This window comes from bacterium (assembly GCA_018812485.1).
Lineage (GTDB): Bacteria > JAHJDO01 > JAHJDO01 > JAHJDO01 > JAHJDO01 > JAHJDO01.
Genome location: JAHJDO010000036.1, coordinates 1 through 26712 on the forward strand (window position 1 = coordinate 1; position 26712 = coordinate 26712).

Sequence of the window (26712 nt, forward strand, 5' to 3'; positions counted from 1 at the left end):
GGTAAATGACGACCAATACTTTTTATAAAGAGGGCTGATTTCCAACATATTAAAGTCACCTGCGATCAAAACTGCATCATGCGATTCGATCCACTCTGATATAAAACCAGATTCCTTCTTCTGTAATTCTGCCACTCTTCTGACCTCTGATACCCCGCCCATTTTATTATCGATAACAGCCTCTAACCCATCTCTCGGAGTCTCTAAATGTACATTGAAGAAATTTATATATCCGTTGTTTTCTCCTTCTAATTCCAACTCATATTTTGCAACCATCTCTCCACGGCCGCCTAACATGCTCCTGTTCTTTACGTCAACATTCCTTATCTTCAAACGGCTCGCCAGCCCTAAATATTGCTGAAAAGATAAATACCACCCTTCATCCTGGGGCAGTATAAGCTTTAATGCATTTTGGCTGTCAGTATAAACCTCCTGAAACGCAATGATATCAGGCTCGACTTTCGCAATAAACTCAGCTAAAGAAGTTGCATCAACATTAGTACCGAGATTAAAGGTCATAATCCTAAGCTGGTCCTGTGCGTTTTGAGCCTTTTGCCATGGTACAGAAAAAGGCACATTAAATCCCATAATGCAAAAGAAAATCACAGCAAAAGAGACAATATTTACTATAAGTATACCTGTCTTTCTTACAAATAGCCAAATTATAAAAAGGAACCCAAGAGGAAAATAAAGTACCCAAAGGGGCGCCATCTGGAATAGATTAGCCAACCACCCCAATCTTGCCGGCCAATACGGGCTAGCCCATAAAACACAAAGTATCCCAAGATACAATACGGAAAATAACCAAAGTAATGATTTTACTGATTTCATAAAACCCCTTCCTCAATATAAGCAAGGAAATGCCCGCTTGAGCGAAAATTCTGATTAAAGTGTTTCCTGGAACCTAAAAATGCGCTCTTTATGCCGCGCCGAAATATTCTTTTACCTGCATCAAGGTAATCTTTTCTTGTATAACCGCTGATTTTATACCCGTATCCAAATGCATGCACGATAAGTAAATTTAAATCAGGATGTGCACCTTTAGATTTTTGTGCATCTGCAGTTGTATAATAAAAGGAATCCCCTTCTGATGTAAGCCCTTCTTTCATAAGCCAGTCAAGCGCCATAAAAATCGACTCCTTTGCAATCTCACTTCCTGTCAGCATATGGTATTTAACAATCGGTTCTAAAAGCAGCCCTGTCATAAAGGGAGACCCGCCATACTCATCCCGCCTTGCACCTTCTTCCGGATCATGAGAATAAAGGTTATGAATAAATCCTCCTCGTTCAGGCCATTCTTTTTGAGTCTTGTATAAATTCTGCATAAATTGAGACGCCAGATCTAAATATTCCTCGTCATGCGTCAATTCATAGTAGACAAGTATCCCTAAAAATGGAAATGTAAATCTACGTTCAGTAAAAAAACGCTCGTCATTCTTCCTGTAATATGCTTTTTCAATCTCATTATGTTCCTTAATATAGTTTGCCATCCATTTAGCGACTTGTAAAGACCTCTGGTCCCCTGTCAAAAGATAATCATCAGCCATTGCCTGGATAAATACGTATCTAGGATTTTTATGCGGTGTATTACCTTTTTCAGGACCCTCTCTTATAATAATATCATCGCGATACTTTATTGCCTCTTTGCGAGCATCTACAAAATATTCTGGCTCACCTGTACGGACATAAATCTGATAAAATGTATGCACAGTATCATAGAAGAAGTCCTTTCTAACATCCCTTTTATACGGGTCGTTCTTTCTCTTAGAATATACACCTAAAAGTTTTTTATCATATTCCACAAAACTATTTTTATCCATTGGCACTTGCTCATCTACAACCTCGCTATCACAAAGCCATTTAGCAGGAAGCACAATATACGCCTCTGGCACATCCCATGCCACCTCTGTAAGTGCAATATCTTTTGTTTTCCTCGGCTGGCCCCACTTCATTACGACAGGCTTAAATTTATTCCCCTCTTCCATCTTGAGCCTAAACTGCACTAACACTGACCTTATAGAATTATCATAAGGCCATCTTGCAAGTATCTTAGTAGCTATAGGAATTTCAGTCTCCCCGTCAAAAAACACAATATCCTTATCTGACTGCAACTGTCCCACCCCAAAAGGCACTCCAGTAGAAACCAACACCTCTTCATTTAGAGTTTTACCTAAACGAATAACCGTAGCTTCAATAGTGCCCTGTATATGCTGTGTAGCGGCAAAACTCGCTTTGCCAAAAACAACCAAACCAACCAAAACTAAAACAATAAATTTAACCTTCACCATATTTCCCCTTCACATATTGTAGTTGCCCAATTTATTGGGCAATCTCATAATCACGATACTCCCCAGGCTCTCCGCCTTCCCCAGCCTCTGCCGCCTTCACAATATTATACATCTCCCTAGCTGTTACATAATGCAGCTTAAACTTAGCTCCGTCATTATATCTAGTTTCCAGATAATCATACAAATCATGCATAGGTTTACCTAACAAACAATCGAGATTCCTTTCCTGCGCGCCATGCGTATGTACCTTAATAAAAATCCAATCATCTTTGCCTTTAACTCGTATATCCTGCTCCACCCATAAATCCACCCTATCTTTAGTAGGCGGATTTAAACCAGTAATCTCTCCATTCTCAATCTTAGGAAACACCCCAGGTCTCCGAGTCTTCCAGTTTAAAGCAAGCGGCCCCTGAATTATCATCAAATCTCCATTCTCAATATTTCCCACCTTCACATCTACTCCTCTATCATGCGACTTAGGCTTATCTGGATCATCTTTAGCATAATAAATACTATTTATCTTCCGCGTCTGAGTATTGCTAGGCGCTGAAGGTAAGGTAAAATCCGCATAACAACCAAGCTCTTTCAAGATCATAAGCTCATTATTTACGCCACACCATCTCCCATCTTTCCTGGAATTATCTAAGGCCCAATTTCCATGTATAAATCCGAATTTAACTTCGTTAGTTTCTTTATCTCTAGATAATAAGCCATGCTTCTGAAAATCCTTTTTGCCTGTTTCTATCTTTTCTCTCAAACCATCAGGGGTATCATTATCATGGTGTAAATGTATCTCTACCTCACCAAATCCTCTTTTGCATAAGCCGGCAATTTTATCTAAATACTCTGCCTCATACTCCTCTATAGGATAAAAAAACGTATGCCGAGGAAACCGTCCTTCAGAATCTTTATGTCTCTTTGCCAAATTAGGATACCTCTCAACCCAAGCATCTACTCTACTTCTACCTTTACCATTCATCCCCCACTTCGGCTCAAAATGATCCACCACACAAAACACAACATGCCTCATACCGGGAAACTTCCCATCCCTACCCATGCACTGCTTTATATAACTTGGTAACCAGATATCTATATTTTTGTACATAACATTAAACTATCCGAAAAATACTCAATGGTACTACAAAGCCCCTCTTCAAAATCAACAGTAGGATTAAAATTCAACATCTTCTTTATCTTACTTATATCTGCCAGCGTATCTTTTACATCTCCCGCCCGTTTAGGAGTAAATCTCGGCTTTATATCTTTCTTAAGGATCCTATTTACATATTCAACAATATCCAAGACACTATACGCCTCACCACAGGCAACATTAAAGACTTCACATTTTATGCCAGGCGTAGTAGCTGCCTTTATATTAGCCTGAACCACATTCTCTACATAAGTAAAGTCGCGGGTCTGTGTACCATCACCGTGAATAGGCGGATTCTCATCCTTAAGTATGCAGGCAATAAACTTCGGTATTACAACTGCATATTCATTTTCAAGGCTCTGTCTCGGCCCAAAGACATTAAAATAACGAAGATTAACTGTCTCAAGACCATAGATCTCACTAAAGATTCTACAATAATACTCTCCTGCAAGCTTAGTAAGTGCATAAGGAGATACTAAAAGCGGATAAAGCTCCTCTTTTTCAGGTAATTTATCTGTCTCCCCGTAAACAGAGCTCGAAGAAGCAACTACTACTCTTTTAACTTTAGCATCTCTAGCCACATTTAAGATATTCAGTGTCCCATTAATATTCACGTCATTATAAAGCTCTGGATTTCCAAGAGACTTTGGAACACTCCTCAAAGCTGCCTGATGTATCACATAATCCACACCTTGCATACTCTTAGAGACTATCTTTTTATATCTTATGTCTCCTTCTACAAGCTCTATCTTATCTAACACACCTTCTATGTTCTCTATCCTTCCTGAACTGAAGTCATCAAGAACAACTACCTCATCACCATTTTTCAACAGGGCATCAACAATATGCGACCCTATAAAACCTGCACCACCAGTAACTAAAAACTTCATAACTTTCCTCCTTTTTTGTATTACCTATGCGTCCTATCCCACATAACACTCTGTCTTCCCATCAAAAACTTAAAAAACCCTAGTAAAAGAGCTATATTCATTGATACAAAATAATAACAAAATCCAAAGAGCCTTATATGAATGCGCGTATTATTCAAAATCCGTCCTAATAACGCAATTAAATAAAAACTAACCTGTGCTAAAAATAACATCAAATAAATATCTTCTCCCACCAAAAACGCATTTAAAAATAATAACGCTGTTAATAGGAACGGAGCAAACCACCTTAATACCTTATGAGACCAGAATGCAAACGAACTAAACCCATGCAAAGGATTCAAAATCCGCCAGGTCAAAAATAGCGACTGAAAATCTCCTGCGCCGATTCTTATCCGCCTCGCCATCTCCTGAACTATTCCCTTGGCTGTCTCCTCGTATGCAATTGCCTCAGGCTCATACAAGACCTTATAGTTTTTCTCCAAAATCTTCATTGGAATCAAAAAATCTTCTACTATGGTGTCACTGGGGACAGGTGTAAAAAGGCTCTTTCTTATGGCATATATAGCTCCGTTTGCCCCTAATAAAGACCCGCGGCTGCCCTCTATCCTTTTCAGAAATGTCTCATACTTCCAATAAAACCCTTCCAGCTCGCCTATTTTTTTATTATTACCGTTATTATCAAAGCATAATCTGCCGCAAACAGCCCCAACCCTCTCATCACCAAAATTCCTGACAAGTTTTTGTATCGCATCTTTCTTAAAAAATGCATTAGCATCACTTAAGACAATAATCTCATTCTTCGCCTTTGGGATAGTCCTATTCAATGTCTCAGCCTTACCTCTCCTGATTCTATAACCAGCCAATCTTATACCTTTACTGGAATATCTTTTTACTATCTCATTTGTTTTATCATACGATCCGTCAGAGGCTATTATTATTTCTAAACATTTCTTTGGATAATCAAGGTCTAGAAGATTTCCTATCTTGGTCTCTATAACATCTTCTTCATTATAAGCGCTTACTATAATCGTAACCGGCAAAAGCCCATTCGACTTACGAAACTTGATCTTCATGAACTTCCTCAAAGAAAGAAGTATCAGAGGATAGATACAATATACATGTACTATTAAACCTATTATTATCCAAAATAAGATCTTCATTTCACTATCCTTGCTGGTATCCCTACCACTGTTACATTATCCGGTACATCCTTTACAACCACTGCATTCGCCCCAATCTTCACGTTATTCCCAATCTTTATGCCACCCAAAATCTTTGCGCCACTACCTATAAAGATATTACTGCCTAATAAAGGCACCTCTATTGGCATGCCGCTCCTGGCAGCACCTATTACCACTCCGCTCTCCAGCACTATATTCTCCCCACCCTTAACATTGCTATTTATAACAACACCTATCCCATGCATCACGACAAATCCCTTCTTAAAATCCACGCCTCTTCCGATAACACACCCATTTACTAATTTATTAATCTCCAGGATTATCCAGCTAACTACCTCAAGTTTAATACAATGAAAAAACTTAGACATCCTATAAAACACCATACAAGAAGTCCCATCACTAAAAAGGATCTTTAAGAACTCCTTTAAAGAACATTTTCCATAAAAACACTCAGCTTTATAAACTAGATCTTTTATTATCATATATCTCCATCACCCTCCGAGCATTCCCCAACCAAGTATGCTCCTTCAAAACCTTCTCCCTAGCCTTCTCTCCCAACAGCTTTCTCTTACTAGCATCTTTTACTAATATTTCCAATCTTTCTTCCAATGACCTGGAATCTCCAGGCTCGAATAAAACCCCATCCTTATCATCTTCTATTATGCTTTCTATAGGCTTATACTTAGGCGCTACTACAGCCTTTCCCATAGCCATATATTCGAATAGTTTAATAGGAGAACGATACTCATTCGAGCCCGGCACCACACAAATATCCATAATATCAATATAATCAGGTATGCGCTCATACGGAATTGCCCCCGTAAAAACCACTTTCTCCTCTAAGTCTAAACTTTTAACCTTAGACTTTAAACTATCCTTTAATACCCCGTCTCCTATAAGAAATAGACAGGATCGGACCTTCTTAGATACATTACTAAAGGCATCTATCAAGCTTTCAATATTGTGCCACTTTACAAACCAGCCAATAAACCCGATAAGGACCTCTCCATTCTTTTGTACATAACGCGGAATAAATATATCTTCATCTACGGCATTAGGTATAACAAAAACTTTATTGACATCCACACCATGCTGTTTGATTCTCTCTTTCAAGAATTCGGACACCACTATTATTGCATCTGCATTTAAAAATACATATTTCTGAATCCTTCTAGCCAGTCCTACAAAAAACTGCCCCCTCACCCTTTCTTCACCTGAAACTTCATTGGCTTCTAAGATAATAGGGATATTAAACTTCTTAGCCAGCCACACTCCTACAAACGTAAAGAATGCGTATCTTTCATAAATAAAATCAATTCTTTTATGCCTTAAAACTTTCTTAAGTTTAAAATAAACCCTAAAGTTATACCCTATTTCCAAGATCTCAAATAAAAACTGTGGAAGAAACTTACTAAGAAAACTAAAAAACCTGCCTATGCCTTTCTTTTTACCATAGGGATTCCCTCCCTGTGTCTTTTCAGCATCCACCCCGCTGGGAGAAACCACATAAACCTTATTTCCTAACCTCCTAAACCCCTTAATAATATTTGCAACATGCACCCCTTCTGCACCTGTTCCCTGTGTGCGATGATGGTACAGTATATTGCGCATCCTCTTTACTAAGCTTAATTCTTCAAAGAGTTTCTTTGCATTCTTTGTCCAACCATAATTCAAAACATTCTGCCTCAAACCATTCCTGTCCCATTTCTTCTCAAATGCCGCTTCAATTCCATTTTCAAGTTCAGACACGTAACCAGGCCTGACCAAAATCCCTGCGTCTTCAGTCCTAATCAATTCCGGAATACCGCCTACCTTTGATGCAACAATTGCTGTCCCGCACGCCAATGCCTCTAAAACCACATTAGGGCACCCTTCATTCCTGCTTGGCACACAAAGTACATCACAAGAGTTCAGCCATAAAGGAATATCAGAATGCAGCTGCGAACCATAAAATTTAACCCTATCTTCGAGACCTAAAGTCTCAACCTTTGCCCTTAACTCATCTTCTAAGCTACCTCTTCCCACAATAGCCAAATTAATACCCTCAGGTAAATCCTTCATCGCGTCTATTAAAAGGTCTATACCCTTGATCTTTTCTAAATTACCTATATAAAGAATGCTCTTTTTATCCTGCGGTAAACATAACTTATCTCTGGAAGGTATTCTATCTACAGGCCTAAATAAATCAGTATCCACACCATTAGAGATAACCTCAATTTTTTCTTTATCTATCCCGAGTCCTATTATCTTTTCCTTTAAGGCATTACTCACAGCAATCACTTTCTCTGCCCTTTTCAAAGCGTACACGATCATCCTTCTTCGAAAAAAGTACCGAGTCACAACATTCACATCAGTCCCGTGAACTTTCATTACAAACGGTGTTCTAAGAAGTTTGGCTATCAAGGCAGAACCAAAACCATCAGGATACGCCCAGGAGCAGAAAATAACATCAAATTTAAATGTCTTATATATCTCCTTTACCTTCTTAATAACCCCGATAAAAAAGAAAAACCCGTATAATGACCTTAAAATCTTCGGAATGACCAGATATCTCGGATGATGAACCTCTATGCCGTCAATAAGTTCTTTCTCCGGAACATACGCTAATGAATATTTAAAAAACGGCAATGGCGCAACTATCTTTAACTCACACAGTTTAGAAAGTTCTGTAAACTGCTGTTTATTAAACATAGCTCTACTGGGTTCCATAGTATTTGGAAATAGATTACTTATGATTAACGTCTTCATAAAGCTCCATATACTCCTTAGTCATCCTATCTAAACTGAATCTTTCCTTAACTATCTCAAGACCTTTTTTTCCCATCCTGTCTCTTAATTCTTTATCCTTCAACACTTTAATAATTGCTTTGGCCAATTCTTTAGCATTACTCTTAGGTACAAGAACACCTGATTCAGCATCTTTTACAACTTCTTTATTTCCTCCTACATTTGTTGCAACAATAGCCTTCCCTGCTGCCATTGCCTCCAATAAAGTAAGAGAAATACCTTCCATCGTTGATGATAACGTAAATACATCAAAAGCCTTCATTAAATCTTGCACATCATCTCTCATACCCAAAAACAAAACCTTTTCTTCTAGCTTTAAGTCCCTAACTTTGGACTCTAAGCAATCTCTTAAATGACCATCTCCGACAATTACAAGTATTGCATCTTCAATCTCTTTACAAATCAGAGCAAATGCCTCAAGAAGCGTAAAATGATCCTTTTCTTCAGACAACCGCGCAACATTACCAATTACTGTACAGTCTCCAAACTCATTTACACTTCTATTACTCTTACCATTCACACTAACGCCGTTATAAATTACCTTGACCTTACCAGCATCAACTTTATTATGCTTCAAAAGCTCTTTTTTGGCATCTTCAGAAACCGCTACAATCTTTCTATTTAAATTCCATATAAATCTATTAACCTTCTTTTCTGCCCTGCCATGTCTTGTATTAATACACGGTATACCAGCCATCTTTGCAGCAATACCCCCATATATAAGAGGTCCAAAATTATGCGTATGCACCAAATCGATTTTTTCTTTTTTCAAAATCTTAAACAATCTAGCTGAAATCCCAAGATCAAAATCCGGTCCCTTTTCTAGACTAAAGACCTTAATACCTTTATCCTCTGCCTCCTTTGCCAATTCTCCTTTTTTATCAATACAGGCTATACTGGTACGTAAGCCTCTACTATTAAGCTCATTAGAGAGATCTATCACAAGCTTTTCTAACCCACCACATTCCAAATTTAAAACAACCTGCAATATATTCATATTAATTCTTAAAATCAATCGGCACCTCTGATACCGCAACCCTAAATTTACCTGAATCTGCCAAAGGAATATCATCTACAAAATCAATATTAAGTTCTGTCTTATCTCCTAAAACTTTACAGATCTCTTTCTTTAAAAAATCCAGCCTGTCTCTCTTAAGAGGCTTTTTATTTATAATCTTCAAATTAACTCTATCTTTTGATTTCTGACTCACTTGAAATTTTTCCACCTCTTCAAATTCTTTCATAAGATGCGGAAAAAATTCTCCCGGCACAAATTTTCCGTCTAATGTCTGAATAGTATCTAATATCCTGCCCTCTACATCCTCTATCAAAGGCAAGCCTCTTCCACAATCACATTTTCTCTCACTATAAACTGCCAGATCTCCTGTCTTGTATCTAATAAAAGGCATGGCATAGTTATGCAAGTCTGTTATAACAACTTCTCCTATCTCTCCGTCTTTAACAGGCTCACCATCCTTTAAAATCTCCACATAAAGATTATCTACGTTGAGATGCAGGCCATTATGCTTCTCACACTCTGCACCTATAAGCATAAACTCCCTGTTTCCATAAGTATTAAAGACCTTACCCCTAAAGACCTCTTCTATTAACTCTCGCTGGTATTCATAGAGTTTTTCAGCCGCACTAATAATAGATTTAACCCTGACACATTCTTTACCGCTATCTTTTATAAATTTTGCAAAGTTATAAAGTGGTGTAGTGTATCCGACAATTGCCTCTGGCTTAAACTTGTTAAGTTCCTTAAGATATTTATCCATCACTATTTTATTTAAATGGAACGAATTCAAAATCTTTTTCCTTAATATAAAATTATGCAATAATTTCTTGTGCTTTTTAAAAATTGACTCCGCACCTATAGAAGCACCCCATATATATAGAACTTTTCTACCATCCTCGCATCCGGCCCACTTGTACCCACGCATTGCAACAGCAACCCTCCAATCATAACTATCCCTATCATGTGCAAATTGCAATGGTACACCTGTTGAACCCCCTGTTGCCTTTTTAATCAGCCGATCTCTAAAATTCTCTGCAATCATGCTCTCTCTATTATTCTTTATATCTTCCTTGGAAATAACAGGTAATTTCCTGAAATCATCATAACTTTTCATATCTTTAGGCTTAAGTTTAAGACGTTTAAAAATCTTCTGATAATACGGCACATTCTGATAAGAGTGGTACAAAAGTAACATCAACTCTTTCTGTTGCTTCCGCAATAAATCTTCTCTTGAACACCACTGATTCTTCTCTAATTCTTTCAAATACAATAACGTCCTACGCTTTCTTAAAAATGTTTCGTAAAAAGGGAGTATCTTATCCCTAAAGAACTTCCCGTATATATTGCCCAATGTACTCTGAAATATCCGAACAATTAACCCTATATGGTTTTTACTCAAAATACTAAACGGAGAATACAGCAATGACTTTATCTCATGTATAAATGCATCTTTTATATCGCCGTTCACAAAATACGCCCAACCTGCGTAAAAATACCGCGAACTATATACTTGCATCTTCAAAAGTACATGCCATTTTAAATGTTTCCTGATAACTGCCATCTCATTAGAAAGCATCTTTTTTGCATTGGAAGGAGAACTAATTCCATTAGCTTCAGACCTAATCCTTACAAGTGTCTTATTTATGTACGTTGCCTTACATCTTTTACTAATCCTAATCCACATATCCCAATCTTCCACTGCCTTAAATTCAGGCCTCTCATCAAAAAGCCCCACCCTATCTATACATTCTCTCCTAACTAAAACACTCGAATTACTAAACACATTCTTAATAAGTAATTCCTTATAGGAAATATTTCTTGTCCTTTTTATCCGACCGTTAATTGTATGGTCTTTACAACCTACCAGCCCTATTCCATCATTCATCTCTTTTATCTGCGTTTCTAATTTCTCTTTTAACCATATATCGTCCGCATCCAGAAAAGCAATATATTCACCTTTTGCCATTTTTATACCTAAATTCCTCGCACTCGCAGGCCCACCGTTTTCCTTGTATATGTATTGAATCCTATCTAAATATGGCGTAAGCACTTCTTTTGTATTATCAGTTGAACCGTCATCTATAACTATAATCTCAGTATTTGTATAGGTCTGCTTAAAAACAGACTCCAACGCCTCTTTTATATACTTATCTGCGTTATACGTAGGAATTATTACACTAACTAATGGTCTTTTCATTTTTTGTCATTGCGATGCGCCTCCGGCGCAGAAGCAATCTCCCTATACATCTCAATAATCTTCTCTACCACAACATTCTCTGAAAAATTCTTTATAGCCTGCCTTCTCGCTCTTCTACCTTTATCCTTTCGATAACTCTCATCCATATATTTTTCAAGAGCCTTAGCCAATTCCCCTTCTTTACTCATATCAATACTCTCTCCGCCATCACCTACCATCCATTCAACGACAGGATGCTTGTTTACTATTGAAGGCAATCCGGAAGAAAGCGCCTCTAAAAGTGCAATAGGCATCATTTCTTTGAGAGAGCATAAAGTAAATACATCAGCAATTCTATAAATTTCATTCATCCTCTCATGAGGAAAATCAGTCAAAAATATAAATCTATCTTTTAATTTTTTTCTAGCCATAGCCTTAAGTTCATGAGTCTGATCCGTAGAGGAGCCAGCCACAACAAGAAAGCCCTTTGTTTTAACCATTTCATTTATCAAATAATCAATCCTCTTATGAGTACTTTTTATAGCCGCAACACACAAAACCACAAAAGCATCCCCAGGAATCCCAAATCCTTCCCTCATATCCCTCCTCACCAGATTGTAGGGGAGGTTTAAACCTCCCCTACAATCTGGTGCTGCCAAAGGCTTAAACCTTTCCGTATTCACAAAATTAGGAATAACAAACGATTTTTTCCCATTAAGCCCAGCCATCTTAGCCTCTTCAAGATGCAAAGGTGCAAGATGCTGCAGATAATCAAATTTCTTAATAAATTCAAAATCTTCCTCCGTACCATGTGCCAAAATAACCTTTGATTTTATGAGTCCAACTTTCTTCGCTATTCTTAAAATATTTGCTACATCAGGATCCTGCGTATGAATAATATCGAATTGCTTTAGCATAGCCTCAGGAAGAAAATTGAAAGCGAATGTAGTTTGCTGCATTTGAAAAGCCGAACCTAAACCAAAATGCCAACTAAAAGACGGCAAAATGTTAAGGAGGCTTTTCGATAATCTTGAGCCACATCTAATACAAGAAATATTTTTTTCAAAACCATTCTTTTTTATTCCGCTTCCTTTATAAAGCATGATGTGTACATATTTTTCCTTAAGGGCATGAGATAAATCATTAGCCCATGTTTCAACCCCCCGTTTAATATGTTCGAGTCCTGAAGAAATGACGCAAATGTTGAATTTTTCTTTTCTAATTGACTTATGTTTATTTTCCATTACTTCAATTGAATCCCTTATAAAACAATTCCATCGACCTACCATCTCCTTTTTATGTTCCAAGGTCTTATCCTTTACAAAATTACCATATACATGTCCTATTGCCTGAATCAAGCTATCTATATCGGATTCCACTAAATTTAAAGCGGCTTTCTTTTGACCAAACATTTCCATAAGTCCCTTTAATTTTTGGGCATAAAATTCATTTGCATATAAGCCTATAGTCGGCACACCATTAGACAAAGAAAATAAGCAAAAATGGTAAGAGACACCTATTGACAGACATGCTTTTTTTATAAGGCCCTGAATATTCTCGTGAGAGATATCTCCTTTATAAATTTTTATACGGCTAGATTTCTTTTTCACTGACTCCAAGATCCTCTCTGCAGTCTCTATATCTGAATCATCTTTTCCGAAAGTAAGAGGCACAAAAAGAAAATCTTCATGCAAAAACACTTCTAACATTCTATCTATAAGCAATGCATATTTAGCCAACAAACCAGCGTTTTGAGTCGAGTAAAAGGCGAATCTGAAGTTTAAGAGTATGATTTTCTTTGACGTAGCTTTAAATGTTTCAGAATTTATATCTTTTAATGTTAAAGCATCATCTGCTGTGATATAAATATCACTCAAATCACATCCCAGCCTTTCTAATGCTTTATAAGACTCTCTTTCTCTTAAAGAAAGTAAATTTATATTTTTTATACCTTCATTCACGATCAACCTACTAAAGGTTTTATTAATAGGTCCGATTGTCTGACCAGAAAATATCACTGGCTTATTCATAAGTCTATATAATCTAGCAAAGGCCATTTTACATATAACCGGGCCAAGCCCCATATCATTTATATTACCTCCACCAACAACCCAGTACCCATTTGTAGCTTCAAATATTTCTGTCCAAAATTTAATGTTTCTATTTGACAACAAATGAAATTTGAATTTTCCAAAAAATTTGACATTAATATAAAGAAATACCATTCTTATGCCGAAAAAAAATAAAAATAACGATAACCAAAACTTACCAGAATTGCAATTAATTCTCCAATTTGGCATTTTTAATAAATTATTATTATTATTAACAAATTTTACCCTGCTATTATGACTATGAAATTTCGGCCCTGCATTTTTATCTATTATGAAAAAGTTCCATTGCGTTTTAGTAGCTAACGTATCTACTAAATTGAACAGCATTGCATTGTCTCCAATATTTTTACAATTACCGCTATCGATTAAAATATTCATTTTCATTTTTTATTCTTAAAGGTTTTTGTCCCATATGGGCAACATACAACATAAGCTCTCACCCTACCAAAACAATTAGACCAACGCATAGCTATATCTAACAAAATCAACTGTAAATGCCTTTTTCTGATCATTGTCTTCATAGGCTTAAAAAATCCACATACCAATGCAACACCACCCAATAAAGTCCTCAATATCGCACGGATGATTATAAAATGTTTTCTGACCTCTCTATGTCTCCTTTCAAGAATAACCGAGCCATATCCGAACCAAAATTCTCTTTTCAGCAAACTTCTGATATTTGTGCGTTGCTTATGGTATGCTACGGCATCATCATTATATTTGATAAATACATTTGATTTTTTATACATTCGTAATGCAAAATCTATATCTTCACATGTAGAAAGCCCTACATCAAATCCACCTAATCCCTCAAAAATATTTTTCCGGATTCCTATATTACCGCCTGCAAAAAACCTGCTATCCAATCGCCCTTTTTTTACTCTATTGACCTTTTTACTACATTTTCCAGACCAATAATCGCTTATTAAATCTTTATTTATATCTACATATATATTTCGACCGGAAAAAGCTCCGTATTTTTCATATTCCCATCCTTGTAAGATCTTTCGCAACCAACTTTTTTCAGCAATTTGGTCGGAATCGAAAAATATAAAAATCTCACCTCCTGCGACCTTTGCACCTGTATTTCTCGCAGCAGAAGGACCTTTGATAGTATCCTCCATAACATATTTCACAGGATATTTTTTGATAACTTCTCTGGTTTTATCATTCGAATTATTATCTGCAATTATGATTTCGTACTTATCTCTTGGGTAATCTTGCGTTAAAAGTGATTTAATGCATTCATCTATCACTTTCTCGCCATTATATACAGCTATAATAACCGAAACAAAAGGCTTATTATTCATGATTGTTTTATTCCTATTTTATATTGATAAATTTTACCTTTTAGCTTCCAGTAGTTTATTTCCGCATCTATTCCTTTGAATCCATCCTTAGTCAGAAATGATAATATGCGTTTAATGCCAATGTGTAAAAATTGTCTTATTAAATACCGAGGGATACCAAAGAGCTTTACTACATTTACACTATCATCAAAATAAGCCATAGATCTTCCGACACGAAATGCCCTTTTATAAATCCATCTTTTTTCCATTTGTTCTGGCCTAATCTGATGAAAAACAATAGCGTTTGGCAAATATATAGTCTTATATCCAGATTTCTCTAAACGGAGTAATAATTCAGTCTCATCGCCAACAATATCCACAATATTATCTTTGCAAGATGGCCCTATAAATCTATTAAATTTCAATCCTTGTTTAAACACTTCCCGTTTGATAGCCATATTGGGTCCCCACACTTTATATGCACTATATACGCCTTCTAAGTCCTCCCATTCTGTAATAGCGTAAGCTTCCTTATAAAAAGAATGGTTTATTTTACGGTTATGAGGCCATCTTGGCAAAATTCTGCCTCCAAATATAAAATGCTCTGGCCAACGTTTTGTGCCTTCCCATATTTCTTTTAGCCAATTTTTACTGGCTATAATATCGTCATCTGTAAAAACAAATAAATCTCCTTTGGCTAAAGATAAAATATAATTTAAAGCATTAGTCTTACCCAACGAAGTCTCAACCAGATACTTAACAGGTATCTTCCTAGAAAAGTTGCCTATTACATCCTGCGTAGACCTTTCTCCCGCATTGTCAACCACCAGTATTTCCCAAGTCAAGTCTCCTATATCTAACTCACAAAAACTCTCTAAAGTCTGAGCTAATAAATCTGGACGATGGTATGTTGAAATTAATATTGAAATATCCATAATTTTTTTATAACAATTTTAAATAATGTTTTTTCTAAATCTTTGCACTATAATACCCGAATAATAAAATATAATAAGCTGCTTAGAAAATTTCTTTGTTCCTTCATTTTCCTTTAAATATAGCCAGATGGATTGAATAAATCTAATAATGACCCAAAATGGAACCCCCAAAATATATTTTCTTCTATCTTCTATAGTCCTGGATGCCAATACCCCATCATAAAAATGCCATCTACGAAAATAGCTCTTTTTCAGTCTATCAGGAGTAACGCTATGTCTGACAATAGCTTTAGGCTGATAAACAATTTTTTTTCCTCTTAACAACATCTTATTAAAAATATCTGTTTCTTCATGAGAGAATAATTTTTCGCCAATTCTACCCAACTCAATATTAAAAACACCGATCTCTAGCAATGTTTTCTTAGAAAACGCCATGTTCGCTCCAAGAATAGGATATTTTTTTGTGGTAATTATAAACTCTTCTTCTCCATAGTCTAATAATCCTATATTTGCCCAAATTGTCCTAGTAAGCCATTTCGGCTTATCTTCCGTTAATATGGGAATCGTCTTCCCACCTACGCTATCTGCTTTATATTTATCAAATGTGTTATATAAATTTTTTAACCAATCTCTTTCTGCTATAGCATCATCATCAATAAAAGCCACTATGTCTCCCTTACTTTCCTTTACGCCACTATTTCTCGCATATGAGAGTCCCTGATTCCCTTCAAAAACATAACGTAGCCTTCCATTAGAATTTTTTTGGAATTCTTTTACTACTTTTCCTGTATCATCTCTAGAATTATTATCAACCACAATTATTTCGTAATCAAAATTACCTTTGTATTCCTGATCAAGAAGGCTATTTAAAATATCGCTTAAACAAGCACAACGATTATAAGTACAAATTATTACACTGATAAAATTTTTATTAGACATAATATATTCTATTCTTAATTGATCCTATTAACATGCCGATTTTTTGTCCCATAAATGCAATGAGATCAAGAAACTTTTTTCTCATTCTATGTTTTTTTTCTTCCTTTTCACAAAAACTTAATTCTAATCTTATGATTTTTCCTATCATATGAATTAGCACATAAAGATCCTTCATGGTTTCTCTGAATTTCCTCTTAGGTCTACTTCGTCTATATTTTTTATACAGTAAAGTTTCTCCTATCCCCCACTTAACCCTCTGTTTAAACATTGATTTAATTGTTGATCTGTGCTTATGCAAAACTACTGCATCAGGAATAAATTTTATTTTATAATTCGTATTAAGCTGCATTCTCCAGGCCAAATCACCATCGCCACCGGATACCCACTTTTTTTCAAAATACCCTATGTTTTCAAAAACTATTTTTCTATAAAATGTATTTGCAGTTTGAGGATAAGGTAAAAAGTTATGATTCAATGTAACATCTTGAGAAAGTGTATTTTCTTTAATTAAATATTCTTCTACATAGTTTTTAGGTTTGGTACCTTTTATTATGCCAGCTACGCATCCCGTATTATCTTTTTTAAAGGCGCCTGCACCTACCCTTATCCAATTCTTAAATGCTATGCAATCAGCATCTATAAAAGCCAATATTTCTCCTTTGGCATAACGTATTCCTTCATTGCGGGCAGCATAAGACGTACGAATTTTATCTTCCACTATATACCTGACAGGATACCTTCTGATGATCTGTGCTGTCTTATCTCTAGAATTGTTATCCACTACAATTAATTCATATTTATCTCTAGGATAATCCTGGTCTAAAAGCGACTCAATGCAGCCTTCGATTATCTTTTCGCCATTATACACAGGGACAATTACTGAAACAAAAGGCAAATTATTCATTATAGATTGCCTCTATCTTTATAAAAGACTTTGCTCTCTCCATCTAAAAAAAATCTATTCCAAAGTTCAAATGTTAGTAAAACGCCTATCTGGATCTCGTAATTCGATTTACCTTGAAAATGTTCATTCAATAATTTCTCAACTTCTTGATAATTAAACATTTGTCTGTTTTTAAATCTTTGGCTTAATAATATAGAACTCACAAAATCTTTCAAAATAGTTCTATACCATTTTTCATAATTGCATGTTTTTTTAGAAACTATTCTCATTTTATCCTTTAACAATTCCAACCTCCAATGAATTGCCTTTTCGAATCTATTCGCGTTTAAAGAAAGTCCTTTGCCTTGCTGGCGAATTTTGGCCATGCTGGAAAAATATTTAACAAGTAATTTTTTACAAATAATATCATTTGTTTTGAGTTTTTCTGGCATTTGTATACAAAAATCCATGTAATCATAATCAGTAAATGGCATTCTTGTCTCTAAAAAATTTCTCATAATAATCTTTCCATAATTAATGAAACGTCTTTGTCGCTGTGTAAGGTTTAAATAATTCAAAGGATTGTGTTTTTCTTTGATCTTTATATCTTGCCATAATGCAAAAAACTTATCTTTCCCAAGTTCTATTTCCTTATTTAAATCTTTGGAAAATATCCTTCTTCGTAAATCCTCTTTAAACGTATCGAAAGAAGAAAACACAACCGATTTATCCTTACCTTGACAGTGAGTATACATACTACGAGGTAAAACGCCACCCAAATAACCGTCTAAAGCAATATCAACATGTTGCTTCATTTCGTCACTAATATTAAGGATATTGTAATGATTGCAACTAACTAGACCATCGCAATAAAAAACGCCTCTTCTTATAAAGTCTATGAGGTATTCATATTTTATTCGCACATAATGATGTAAAGATTTTATTTTCTTACTAATTTGTTTAGCATATCTTTCATCTTCGCTACCTTTCTCTCCAAAGGTAAAAGTATATAATGGGCGCTCTTTCTTTTCCATAATCGCTAGTATTATTCTAGAATCCAAACCGCCACTTAATGGAATACCAACTTTTAACTCGTCTTTTGTCATTCTTTTAACAGCCTGATTTGTAATTTCTTTGAACTTAAAGAGATAATCATTCTCTGAATAAAAACTATCTTCTTTAAAATTGAAATCCCAGTATCTTTTGAAATTCAAATTATTTTCATCTAAGCTTAATACTACTGTGCTTGCATAGGGAAATATATTTATACCTGCTACTAATGTTTTATCCCCTAAAACATATTCGTAAGAAAAAAAGTCAACGACTCCTTTTATGTTGAGTTTTTTCTCAAAATCTGGGTCAGATATAATAGCTTTGATCTCCGAAGCAAAAAATATTTTATTTTTATACTGCGCATAGTAAAGCGGCCTCAGTCCCATCCTATCATTCATAATAGACAAATTTTTCTGTTTCTTATTCCAAATTATTAAAGTAAAATTTCCATTTATAAAGTTCACTAATCCTTCGCCTTTTTCTCTAAATAATCTTAACAATTTATCCATTGTTGTCTTGCCTTCTACGCTTCCAGACCAAGAAAATATCTCTCCATCCAAAACCAATATAACATCCTCGTGTTCTAACCAAAATTCATCTTTTCTTTTAAATGGTAGCTCAAAACATCCTAGTAATAGATTCTTGTCTCGATAAACATTCTTTTGCCACTCAGTATTGTAGTCTAGCGAATTTATAGCTAATTCTTCTGTGTTGCTATTATAATTATTTAATAAACAAAATAACTTTGCCATTATTTTACCTGTTAAACTCCTTCCTCAGCACAACCAAATTAAGATTACTATTTTTTTCAGACAAAAACATTCCATCTAAAATATAATAAATTGGTGCAAGGAAGTTATCTATTAGTAAGCCTACTTTACGTAATACTCTATTTTTAAATTTTCCAAATATTAATCGATTAAGGAAACAATAAAGCGGATATACTCCTACAATTCTGACATTATTCATCTTTAAAATATCCTCATAAATATCTTTGCTACGCAACTTCACATGACTGGCAATATCCATGTCTTGAGACCCGAATGAGTCTGTAATAAAAATAAAACCATTAGCGCCAGATAAGCTGGAAATGTTTGCAAGTGCTTGTCCAAAAGCTTTATCGTCTGTGATGTGATACAAGACATCAAAAACATTCAAAATATCAAATTTCTGGCTAGCATTTAGCATTAACGAAGATGAAGAAATATCTTTCTGGAAAAAACGATAGTTTGGATATTTTCTCTTCAAGTTCCCAATACTGATAGCAGTAATATCAAAACCAGTAATACTTTTTGCTTTTTTGGAATGATAAAAATTTACGAAAAACCCAGTACCACACCCAATATCACAAACTGTTTTATGAAAAATCTCGATGCCATGTAATAATAAAGCTTTTTTAAGTGCTCGCAATTTTGCTTTATAGAGAAAATTGTTATAATGCTTACTAAAACTAATATGACCTACTCTTGATAGATCAAATCCTTCTGATAATCGCTTTTCCCAATAATTTTTAGCATTATATTTCATATTTATTTTTCTCCTTTATATTTTAAATATTGCCTTAACGAAATTATTAATTTAGAAAAAATAAATGACTATAGTCTCATCTATCCTTTTCTCTTATCTATGCAATGTTTATATATATCAACCAATCTTTTATTTAACTTTCTTATATTAAATTTTTCAGCAACAAGTTTTTGGCCATGCTTCCCCATTTTTAAACAAATCTCTCGATCTCGAATAAGATATTCTAATTTGCTTGTTAAGCTATCAATATCTCTTTCGGCAACAAGAAAACCAGTCTCACCATCTTTTACTAATTCAGGTATACCACTATGATAAGTAGAAACAACAGGCAATCCAAAACCTTGTGCCTCCATTAAAGATACAGGTATGCCTTCCATATCGCCATCTGCTGAAGTTACACATGGAAGAACAAAAATATCAGCAGAATCCATTGACTCCCGAACTTCTTTTTTAGTTCTCCACCCTAGCAGCTTTATGTGTTCGTTCATACTGAGACTATTAAGCATTAACTCAATTCTCTCTCTCAAAGGTCCATCTCCAACAATAATATATTCCATATTAGCGTAATTATTCATAAGATTTTTAGAAGCAAGGATAGCAAATTCGATTCCCTTTTTTTCTACTAGCCTTGCTACTGTTATTATTTTAATTTTATTATAAGAGTTTGGTTTATTTTTTTTAAGCGCAACATCTTCTACAAGTATACCTGCGTGATGAACTATTATTTTGTCTATAGAGCAGCCTAAATCTAATAAGCACCTTTTCCAATATTCGCTAACAGGCAGAAAAAGATCTCCTTTCTCAAACAAGGGTCTGTACACATTTTTACCATGCTCATTTATAAATAAGGATAGGTCATAGCCATGGAAAGATGTGACAAGTTTTATATCAAAAACCTCCTTTAAAAATAAAATCTTCAATGCATTTGAACCAAAATGACAATGAATAATGTCATATTTTTTCTCAAAAAAGGGCCTGCATTTAAATAAATTATTGATTGCATGATATCTTCCATATTTCTTAAAATTCAAGCATCTTTTTATCGCAAATGGATTTTTATGAAAATTCCTAATTATTATAAACAATGCCCCCGTTAATCTCTCGCTCCTCTTCTTGGGACTATAAAAATAATGCACTTTATCTAAAAGATTGTACGTAATAATTTCTTCATGAACCTTACAATTGTATTCTTTTTTTTCAAAAGCAAAAATATCGACTTCATGGCCCAAATCGATCAAGCCTGTTATCTGATTCAGGATAAATGTTTCAGACATACTCGGGAAATGTCCTACAATAAAAGCTATTTTCATATACAAACCTCCATCATTTTTGATAATCTCTTCTTCTGTCGCTGCAAAATTATTTTGGAAGAGAATAACAAATTCCTGCGAATAGGTCTATTTGAACACACAAAAATAAACCTTGCCTTGTCCCCCCATGCCCTAGCTATCCCCACTGGTACAATATTAGAAAAATCAGTATTATCATGTAAAAGTTTCGAAATCCATTCCAAATGACACAATTCATCTCCTTTCACTTCTATCGCGGAATTACCTGTATTACAACCAAGTTCAAAAACAAGATACTTTGTGCGCTTAGATACTTCCCGTAATAGTCGACACCCCATTTCTAAATCTATATTTCCCCTAGTAATCCACTGAAATACACTAAGCATAAGTGTTAAATCATAATACTTATCACGTTTTACAATTAATTCATCCGTAACAGTCTCACCCGACCAATTTACATTAAAATTAAAAAGATTTGAAATTTTTCTGCCAAGCTCTAAATATCGTTTATTGTTTTCAAAGGCGTCTACTGATATTCCTAATTTGGATAGTTGATATGTATAAAATCCTGCATTTGCGCCAACATCTAATACTACTTTAACCTCTTTCTTAATATCAAAAGAATTGGAAATAAGCTTCCATTTATGAAAAGCTGACTCTCTATTGCTGGATGTTTTTAAGTGTTCCAACCCTTCCAAAGGTATTGGGTGATAGACCAGTGCAGATCCTGCTATTGGATCTTTCTCTAGCGACTCTACTATATTTTCGATCTGAGCTTTCCTATTCATACTATCCTCCAATTTCTTTTAAATTGACGACAATCAGGCAGAAATAACTTGATTATATTTTTATGAATAAAATACTCGTGGTTTTGTCCTGCGATCATCTCAAACATTGGTGTAAATCTCTCCAAAATAAGTGGACTAACAATTCTTGCAAAACAATCAGTAATACCTAAAATTCCCATAACTGCAATCTTATGTTTCCCATCAAACACCCACCATCGCTCATCAGGACTTTTGAAAATTGTTATCGGTAGTGTTTTACCTAAAAAAATTTCTTTTTTGCACTTTTCAAACATTGACTGCATATAATTAACTGAGAGATACACTCCCCTTCTTAAATCCAATCTCCCGCTTAGGGCACGTATATAATATTCGGAATTTCGTACATCATCTCTTCTCTCAAACATATGCATCAATTCAATATATGGGCTATTCAAAATTGGTATACCTGTAAGAGTATACTTGTCATTGAGGAAGTCGGGATTGACTCTTAATGTCTTGATGTCTACTCCGAGTTCCGATAGCTTTCCTGCTTTAATTATATATTTCCTAATAACAGCGTCTTGATCAGATCCTCTAGAAAAAGGAGGTAGACCTAGATATTTCACACCATGTTTCTGAACAAAAAAGAAAGTCTTCTTAAAGAAACGAAGTCTTTTATTTAAAGTTTTCAAAATTAATTCTTTTCCCTTCACAATAAAACTCCTTATATTTTAATAAGGGTCAAATCATTTCTCTCGGCAACAATACCTCCTAACTTTTTTATATCATTGGCCGCTTCTTTATCAACAAATTCGGGATTCAGTAAGATATAAGAAACATTGTATTTCGATAATAATCCTCTTCTTGTTTCTTCAGAAGCATCTTCTTCAAAGAAAGCTATATTATCTATGCGTCTTTGAAGGCTATCTTCTATCAAAGGATTATCGTGTCCTTTAAGTAACGATACTACCTTTCCACTAAAGGTAGGCAATATCCACGATGTTTTTGGATCGCTCATAACAACTTCATATGTCCCTATTTTATCTTTTAAAAAAAAGAATTTATTAACTAAACTTGGCCTTTCAGACTTGTGAAATACAATCTTATTGCCCCTTAGAGAAACAAAATCTGAGAGATATTCTTTTTTTGTTAAATTCAAATTGTAAGCCACTGCACAGATCGAAATTACTATAAAAAACGACTTGACTAAGTCCTGCTCTGTTCTGTAGAACATTGTCTGTTTTAGAGACCTTAACGAAAAAAGTTTCCATTGTCTGAATTTATAGGCAATAGCTAGATGTAAATAAAACGCTGTAAAAAATATAAAACGGCCACCAAAGGGTATCGGAAAATAATACGATATAATATAGACAGCTGAACAAGACAAAAAACAATAGGTAATAAACCAATTTTTTTTCTGTATAATAAAATTCCAAATAAAAAATATTCCCAACAACATTGGGCCTAAGCCAATAATTGCTAGTTTGGAATGAAGTGGGTGCAAAGTATGCAATAAATTCCCTACCTGTTGCGTAGCACCAGAAGAACGTGTTGTAGAAAAGAACAACTTATACATGGAGAAATATGGCCATAAAAAACAAAAGGTTACAGACAAAAATGGCAATAATATAACTAAAATCCGTTCTTTAAGACTTGGCCTCTTTTCAATGATAGCTAAAACTATAGTTGTCAAAAATAATAGAGTTGCAGTTGGTGGATGACATAGAAATGTCACAAAACTCAAAAGAATGGACAAAAAATAATATCCCATCTTATGCAATCTAAGATATCTGACAATAAAATACACCCCCCATAGAAAACATGCAAAAGAAAAAGCAGAGGGATATGATAAATTATAAATCAAGGTTCTAAACTGATATGAATTACTCCATGGAAATATCCCACCCCAAAAGAATAACATTACTATTAGCATATAAAACGGCAATTTTTTGTCTTTGAAATACTCCCTGATAAAATAATACAGCCCTGTCAAAAACATGAGAATATTAGCAATACTCGCCAATGCCATAGTTTTAAAAACATCGGATCCCGATATTTTTTTAAAAACCGCCCAGAATAATAGATAAATTGTGTATCTTGGAGAAGCTACAGTAGAATTTATATGTGGGTTCTTAGGTGTAATAAGATTACTAGACAATTCTTTCAAACTAGCTGTATGTTCCCAAAAATCTCTTGTATATTTAAGATAAGGGTAATTAAAAGAAGTCATACTAAAAAAGATTAATATAACAGCCGCAAGTATCCAATAGTTAAAATCCATTTTTTTAGACTTGGTCGATGTGCTATTTAACATACTCCCTCCATACTATTTCTAATTGGCCCTTTTCTTCGGATAATTTGATTTTTATACTGCCTTGCAGGAATTCCCAAGTTTTGCCTTCTTCTAACTCTAACCCATCTAGAGTTATCAGAACTGGTTTATTATCTGTTACTATCTCAAGATAGGTTGCATTCTTGTAGGTAACTTCAGCCCTACCTTTCTTGATTCTAGATAAAAACCATTCAGCATCTGTTAGCAATATATCGTATTTGTATCTACCTGATATAAATCTTGTACCTATAATCTCTGAATATCCTGGAAACTTAACTTTTAGCCCAATAGCTGAAGGGTACGCTGATTTATTATTGGAATTCATAACCTCTATGTTCTCCACTTCAAAATTTTCGTCATATACATCCGGCATAAAGAGCGTGATAAATCCGACCTTTGACTTACCTTCTGAAATCATTACTAAATCAACATCCGGATCGTGAATATAACCAGCCGGAGGATATATTTCCTTGCTATCCATAATGTCTTCCTTATACCAATCTTGGTCATGTGGGTAGAAAACATCCATCTTATAGCCATCTTGTTCTAATTTAATATGACCATCTTTTAGCATAGACTGACCTTTTAAATGCCAGGTAAGAGCTGTTTTTTTATTTGTTTCCCCTTCAGCATTATCCATTACTACAAGATAACTGCTATCTCCTTTAACCAGAGTCGAAACTCTAATATGTCTCCAGCCGTGCCAATCAGTAATTTCTGTTTTGCTAATATCAGCTTCTGACATATTCTCAAAAAAAGCAACTTCAGCAAACTGAGGCGGATCTTGTTCCCAAACACTCATATCCGGAATAATCTTTGATAATAATAATGCAAATCCTCTCTTTTGAATCTGAAAACCATTTAGCCTAAATCTATCTATCCTTGTATCACGATAATCTTTGCGGCCCACAGGTACCCATTTATTTCTCTTTACAATCATATCTTCAACTACAAAAGGAACTCCATACATTAGACTTACAATACAATTAGTCGCTTTATACTTATGCCATCCGCTATAACGCAAGTTAAGCAAGGAATACAAACTATCCTTATCCCATCCTTCTCTAAACACAATCTTATCCGGACCAACAGGCCCTGGGTCGTGGGGAAAATTACCCGGAGCTTCTATGTAACACGATCCAATTTGCGGTGTTACAGGTTCTATCTGGTCGTCCCAAAACTTAAGCCCATAGACAAAATCAAGATCATTTTCTTTAACCAACCCTGATTTAAGCATTCTGTTTGCAAGCCATTTATAACGGCCATCAGAAAAAATATGTGTCCCCAGCATCATAGTATCAGGCATAATATGCGGATGAACATCATTATAGCCAGGTGCCATACCATTTGGCGGCCATTGTTTAAGGATCCACTCGAAAGATTTACGACAATTCTCATTCCCCAATAAAGACAATATAGGATGATACCGAGCAGACACATAAGCATTATTAATCCATACGCCTTGATAACTTAATGAATCATCGGTATTACGAAAATTCCCCCTCCAAAGAACTGCTTTCTCCTCAACATAATCAAAACATTTCTTTGCTAATTCAGGGTATTTTTCCTTTATAATCTCACCAAATACAGAAAGTGCCCCATATCCTATTTCCTGATTCTCATACGGACCCTGTGGTAATCTTTTAAAAGCAAAGGCATAAAGCCAATCTACCCATTCTACAGTAAAAGTCCTATCCGTTATTGCCTTAAACCATTCAACAATAATATCTTTTTCATGTTCTGTGAATAGACTAGGAATATCTTTTATATCTAAATAATAAATACCCCTCATCATTGCTTGGTATTGAATGTATTTAACACTATGGGCTGGTTTAGAAAATTTCTTCTCTTTTGCCTCCTCTATCAAAATATTCTTAAGAGTCTTAGCATAAGAAATGTCCTCGGTTAAAATATAAGATAAAGCAACTCGATGTATTTGAAAAGATATATGGTTATTTATAAGGCCTTGTATATCCTCTTTCCGATAAGAAACGTCCTGAGCTTTAGAGAAATCTGTAAAAGAAAATAGAAAAATAGCGCTCAAAACACTTAAAATAATATTCTTTGTTGAAAATTTCTTTTGACCCTTCATGTTTT

At 34.8% G+C, this 26712-nt stretch carries 21 protein-coding genes; all 21 read right to left on the reverse strand.

All coding sequences use genetic code 11. From position 1 onward, the window contains the following. On the reverse strand, positions 1 to 831 hold an 831-nt coding region (locus KKC91_02780), incomplete at its 3' end, for an endonuclease/exonuclease/phosphatase family protein (protein ID MBU0477476.1). Next, positions 828 to 2288, reverse strand: a complete 1461-nt coding sequence (locus tag KKC91_02785) for a glycoside hydrolase family 127 protein (protein MBU0477477.1) — start codon at positions 2286 to 2288, stop codon at positions 828 to 830. The genes KKC91_02785 and KKC91_02780, both read right to left, overlap by 4 nt. A 31-nt stretch (positions 2289 to 2319) precedes the next feature. Beyond that, positions 2320 to 3381: a hypothetical protein gene (locus KKC91_02790; protein MBU0477478.1), complete on the reverse strand. Its 1062-nt coding sequence runs from the start codon at positions 3379 to 3381 to the stop codon at positions 2320 to 2322. Beyond that, a complete protein-coding gene (locus KKC91_02795) occupies positions 3378 to 4328 on the reverse strand; it encodes an SDR family oxidoreductase (protein MBU0477479.1) in 951 nt (316 codons plus the stop codon). The genes KKC91_02790 and KKC91_02795 overlap by 4 nt, the downstream gene beginning before the upstream one ends. A gap of 20 nt (positions 4329 to 4348) precedes the next feature. Continuing rightward, positions 4349 to 5488 carry a glycosyltransferase family 2 protein gene (locus KKC91_02800; protein MBU0477480.1) on the reverse strand — a complete coding sequence of 380 codons (1140 nt, stop codon included), beginning with the start codon at positions 5486 to 5488 and terminating at the stop codon, positions 4349 to 4351. Next, the gene (locus KKC91_02805) at positions 5485 to 5991 is read right to left on the reverse strand and encodes a serine acetyltransferase (GenBank protein ID MBU0477481.1); all 507 of its coding nucleotides are present in this window, start codon (positions 5989 to 5991) and stop codon (positions 5485 to 5487) included. The genes KKC91_02800 and KKC91_02805 overlap by 4 nt, the downstream gene beginning before the upstream one ends. Continuing rightward, positions 5966 to 8257, reverse strand: a complete 2292-nt coding sequence (locus KKC91_02810; protein ID MBU0477482.1) for a glycosyltransferase — start codon at positions 8255 to 8257, stop codon at positions 5966 to 5968. Before KKC91_02810 ends, KKC91_02805 begins: the two co-directional genes overlap by 26 nt. Then, positions 8235 to 9293 carry a glycosyltransferase gene (locus KKC91_02815; protein MBU0477483.1) on the reverse strand — a complete coding sequence of 353 codons (1059 nt, stop codon included), beginning with the start codon at positions 9291 to 9293 and terminating at the stop codon, positions 8235 to 8237. The genes KKC91_02810 and KKC91_02815 overlap by 23 nt, the downstream gene beginning before the upstream one ends. Position 9294: 1 nt before the next feature. Further along, positions 9295 to 11511 carry a glycosyltransferase gene (locus KKC91_02820; GenBank protein ID MBU0477484.1) on the reverse strand — a complete coding sequence of 739 codons (2217 nt, stop codon included), beginning with the start codon at positions 11509 to 11511 and terminating at the stop codon, positions 9295 to 9297. Continuing rightward, positions 11508 to 13985 (reverse strand): glycosyltransferase, encoded by a 2478-nt coding sequence (locus tag KKC91_02825; protein ID MBU0477485.1) that lies wholly within the window; start codon positions 13983 to 13985, stop codon positions 11508 to 11510. Before KKC91_02825 ends, KKC91_02820 begins: the two co-directional genes overlap by 4 nt. Continuing rightward, positions 13982 to 14911, reverse strand: a complete 930-nt coding sequence (locus KKC91_02830) for a glycosyltransferase (protein ID MBU0477486.1) — start codon at positions 14909 to 14911, stop codon at positions 13982 to 13984. Before KKC91_02830 ends, KKC91_02825 begins: the two co-directional genes overlap by 4 nt. Next, positions 14908 to 15825 carry a glycosyltransferase gene (locus KKC91_02835; GenBank protein MBU0477487.1) on the reverse strand — a complete coding sequence of 306 codons (918 nt, stop codon included), beginning with the start codon at positions 15823 to 15825 and terminating at the stop codon, positions 14908 to 14910. Before KKC91_02835 ends, KKC91_02830 begins: the two co-directional genes overlap by 4 nt. An 18-nt stretch (positions 15826 to 15843) precedes the next feature. Further along, entirely contained in the window at positions 15844 to 16764 is a 921-nt protein-coding gene (locus tag KKC91_02840) for a glycosyltransferase (GenBank protein ID MBU0477488.1), read from the reverse strand. Next, on the reverse strand, positions 16757 to 17668 hold the full coding sequence (locus KKC91_02845; GenBank protein ID MBU0477489.1) for a glycosyltransferase: 912 nt from the start codon (positions 17666 to 17668) through the stop codon (positions 16757 to 16759). The genes KKC91_02840 and KKC91_02845 overlap by 8 nt, the downstream gene beginning before the upstream one ends. Then, positions 17668 to 19452, reverse strand: coding sequence for a hypothetical protein (locus KKC91_02850; GenBank protein ID MBU0477490.1), 1785 nt, complete (start codon positions 19450 to 19452; stop codon positions 17668 to 17670). The genes KKC91_02845 and KKC91_02850 overlap by 1 nt, the downstream gene beginning before the upstream one ends. 4 nt (positions 19453 to 19456) lie before the next feature. Then, positions 19457 to 20227, reverse strand: coding sequence for a class I SAM-dependent methyltransferase (locus KKC91_02855; GenBank protein MBU0477491.1), 771 nt, complete (start codon positions 20225 to 20227; stop codon positions 19457 to 19459). A gap of 80 nt (positions 20228 to 20307) precedes the next feature. After that, complete coding sequence (locus KKC91_02860; GenBank protein MBU0477492.1) at positions 20308 to 21537, reverse strand: glycosyltransferase; 1230 nt, start codon at positions 21535 to 21537, stop codon at positions 20308 to 20310. Beyond that, on the reverse strand, positions 21534 to 22304 hold the full coding sequence (locus KKC91_02865; GenBank protein MBU0477493.1) for a hypothetical protein: 771 nt from the start codon (positions 22302 to 22304) through the stop codon (positions 21534 to 21536). Before KKC91_02865 ends, KKC91_02860 begins: the two co-directional genes overlap by 4 nt. Next, positions 22301 to 22996 carry a hypothetical protein gene (locus tag KKC91_02870; GenBank protein MBU0477494.1) on the reverse strand — a complete coding sequence of 232 codons (696 nt, stop codon included), beginning with the start codon at positions 22994 to 22996 and terminating at the stop codon, positions 22301 to 22303. Before KKC91_02870 ends, KKC91_02865 begins: the two co-directional genes overlap by 4 nt. A gap of 11 nt (positions 22997 to 23007) precedes the next feature. Continuing rightward, positions 23008 to 24597: a hypothetical protein gene (locus KKC91_02875; GenBank protein ID MBU0477495.1), complete on the reverse strand. Its 1590-nt coding sequence runs from the start codon at positions 24595 to 24597 to the stop codon at positions 23008 to 23010. Continuing rightward, the gene (locus KKC91_02880) at positions 24587 to 26707 is read right to left on the reverse strand and encodes a hypothetical protein (GenBank protein ID MBU0477496.1); all 2121 of its coding nucleotides are present in this window, start codon (positions 26705 to 26707) and stop codon (positions 24587 to 24589) included. The genes KKC91_02875 and KKC91_02880 overlap by 11 nt, the downstream gene beginning before the upstream one ends. Positions 26708 to 26712 lie beyond the last annotated feature (5 nt).

Excerpts from the sequence above, each read along its gene's own strand:
- KKC91_02785 (MBU0477477.1), bottom strand. The coding sequence starts at position 2,288 with ATGGTGAAGGTTAAATTTATTGTTTTAGTTTTGGTTGGTTTGGTTGTT.
- KKC91_02795 (MBU0477479.1), bottom strand. The coding sequence starts at position 4,328 with ATGAAGTTTTTAGTTACTGGTGGTGCAGGTTTTATAGGGTCGCATATT.
- KKC91_02800 (MBU0477480.1), bottom strand. The coding sequence starts at position 5,488 with ATGAAGATCTTATTTTGGATAATAATAGGTTTAATAGTACATGTATAT.
- KKC91_02805 (MBU0477481.1), bottom strand. The coding sequence starts at position 5,991 with ATGATAATAAAAGATCTAGTTTATAAAGCTGAGTGTTTTTATGGAAAA.
- KKC91_02810 (MBU0477482.1), bottom strand. The coding sequence starts at position 8,257 with ATGAAGACGTTAATCATAAGTAATCTATTTCCAAATACTATGGAACCC.
- KKC91_02815 (MBU0477483.1), bottom strand. The coding sequence starts at position 9,293 with ATGAATATATTGCAGGTTGTTTTAAATTTGGAATGTGGTGGGTTAGAA.
- KKC91_02820 (MBU0477484.1), bottom strand. The coding sequence starts at position 11,511 with ATGAAAAGACCATTAGTTAGTGTAATAATTCCTACGTATAACGCAGAT.
- KKC91_02825 (MBU0477485.1), bottom strand. The coding sequence starts at position 13,985 with ATGAAAATGAATATTTTAATCGATAGCGGTAATTGTAAAAATATTGGA.
- KKC91_02830 (MBU0477486.1), bottom strand. The coding sequence starts at position 14,911 with ATGAATAATAAGCCTTTTGTTTCGGTTATTATAGCTGTATATAATGGC.
- KKC91_02835 (MBU0477487.1), bottom strand. The coding sequence starts at position 15,825 with ATGGATATTTCAATATTAATTTCAACATACCATCGTCCAGATTTATTA.
- KKC91_02840 (MBU0477488.1), bottom strand. The coding sequence starts at position 16,764 with ATGTCTAATAAAAATTTTATCAGTGTAATAATTTGTACTTATAATCGT.
- KKC91_02845 (MBU0477489.1), bottom strand. The coding sequence starts at position 17,668 with ATGAATAATTTGCCTTTTGTTTCAGTAATTGTCCCTGTGTATAATGGC.
- KKC91_02850 (MBU0477490.1), bottom strand. The coding sequence starts at position 19,452 with ATGGCAAAGTTATTTTGTTTATTAAATAATTATAATAGCAACACAGAA.
- KKC91_02855 (MBU0477491.1), bottom strand. The coding sequence starts at position 20,227 with ATGAAATATAATGCTAAAAATTATTGGGAAAAGCGATTATCAGAAGGA.
- KKC91_02860 (MBU0477492.1), bottom strand. The coding sequence starts at position 21,537 with ATGAAAATAGCTTTTATTGTAGGACATTTCCCGAGTATGTCTGAAACA.
- KKC91_02865 (MBU0477493.1), bottom strand. The coding sequence starts at position 22,304 with ATGAATAGGAAAGCTCAGATCGAAAATATAGTAGAGTCGCTAGAGAAA.
- KKC91_02875 (MBU0477495.1), bottom strand. The coding sequence starts at position 24,597 with ATGTTAAATAGCACATCGACCAAGTCTAAAAAAATGGATTTTAACTAT.
- KKC91_02880 (MBU0477496.1), bottom strand. The coding sequence starts at position 26,707 with ATGAAGGGTCAAAAGAAATTTTCAACAAAGAATATTATTTTAAGTGTT.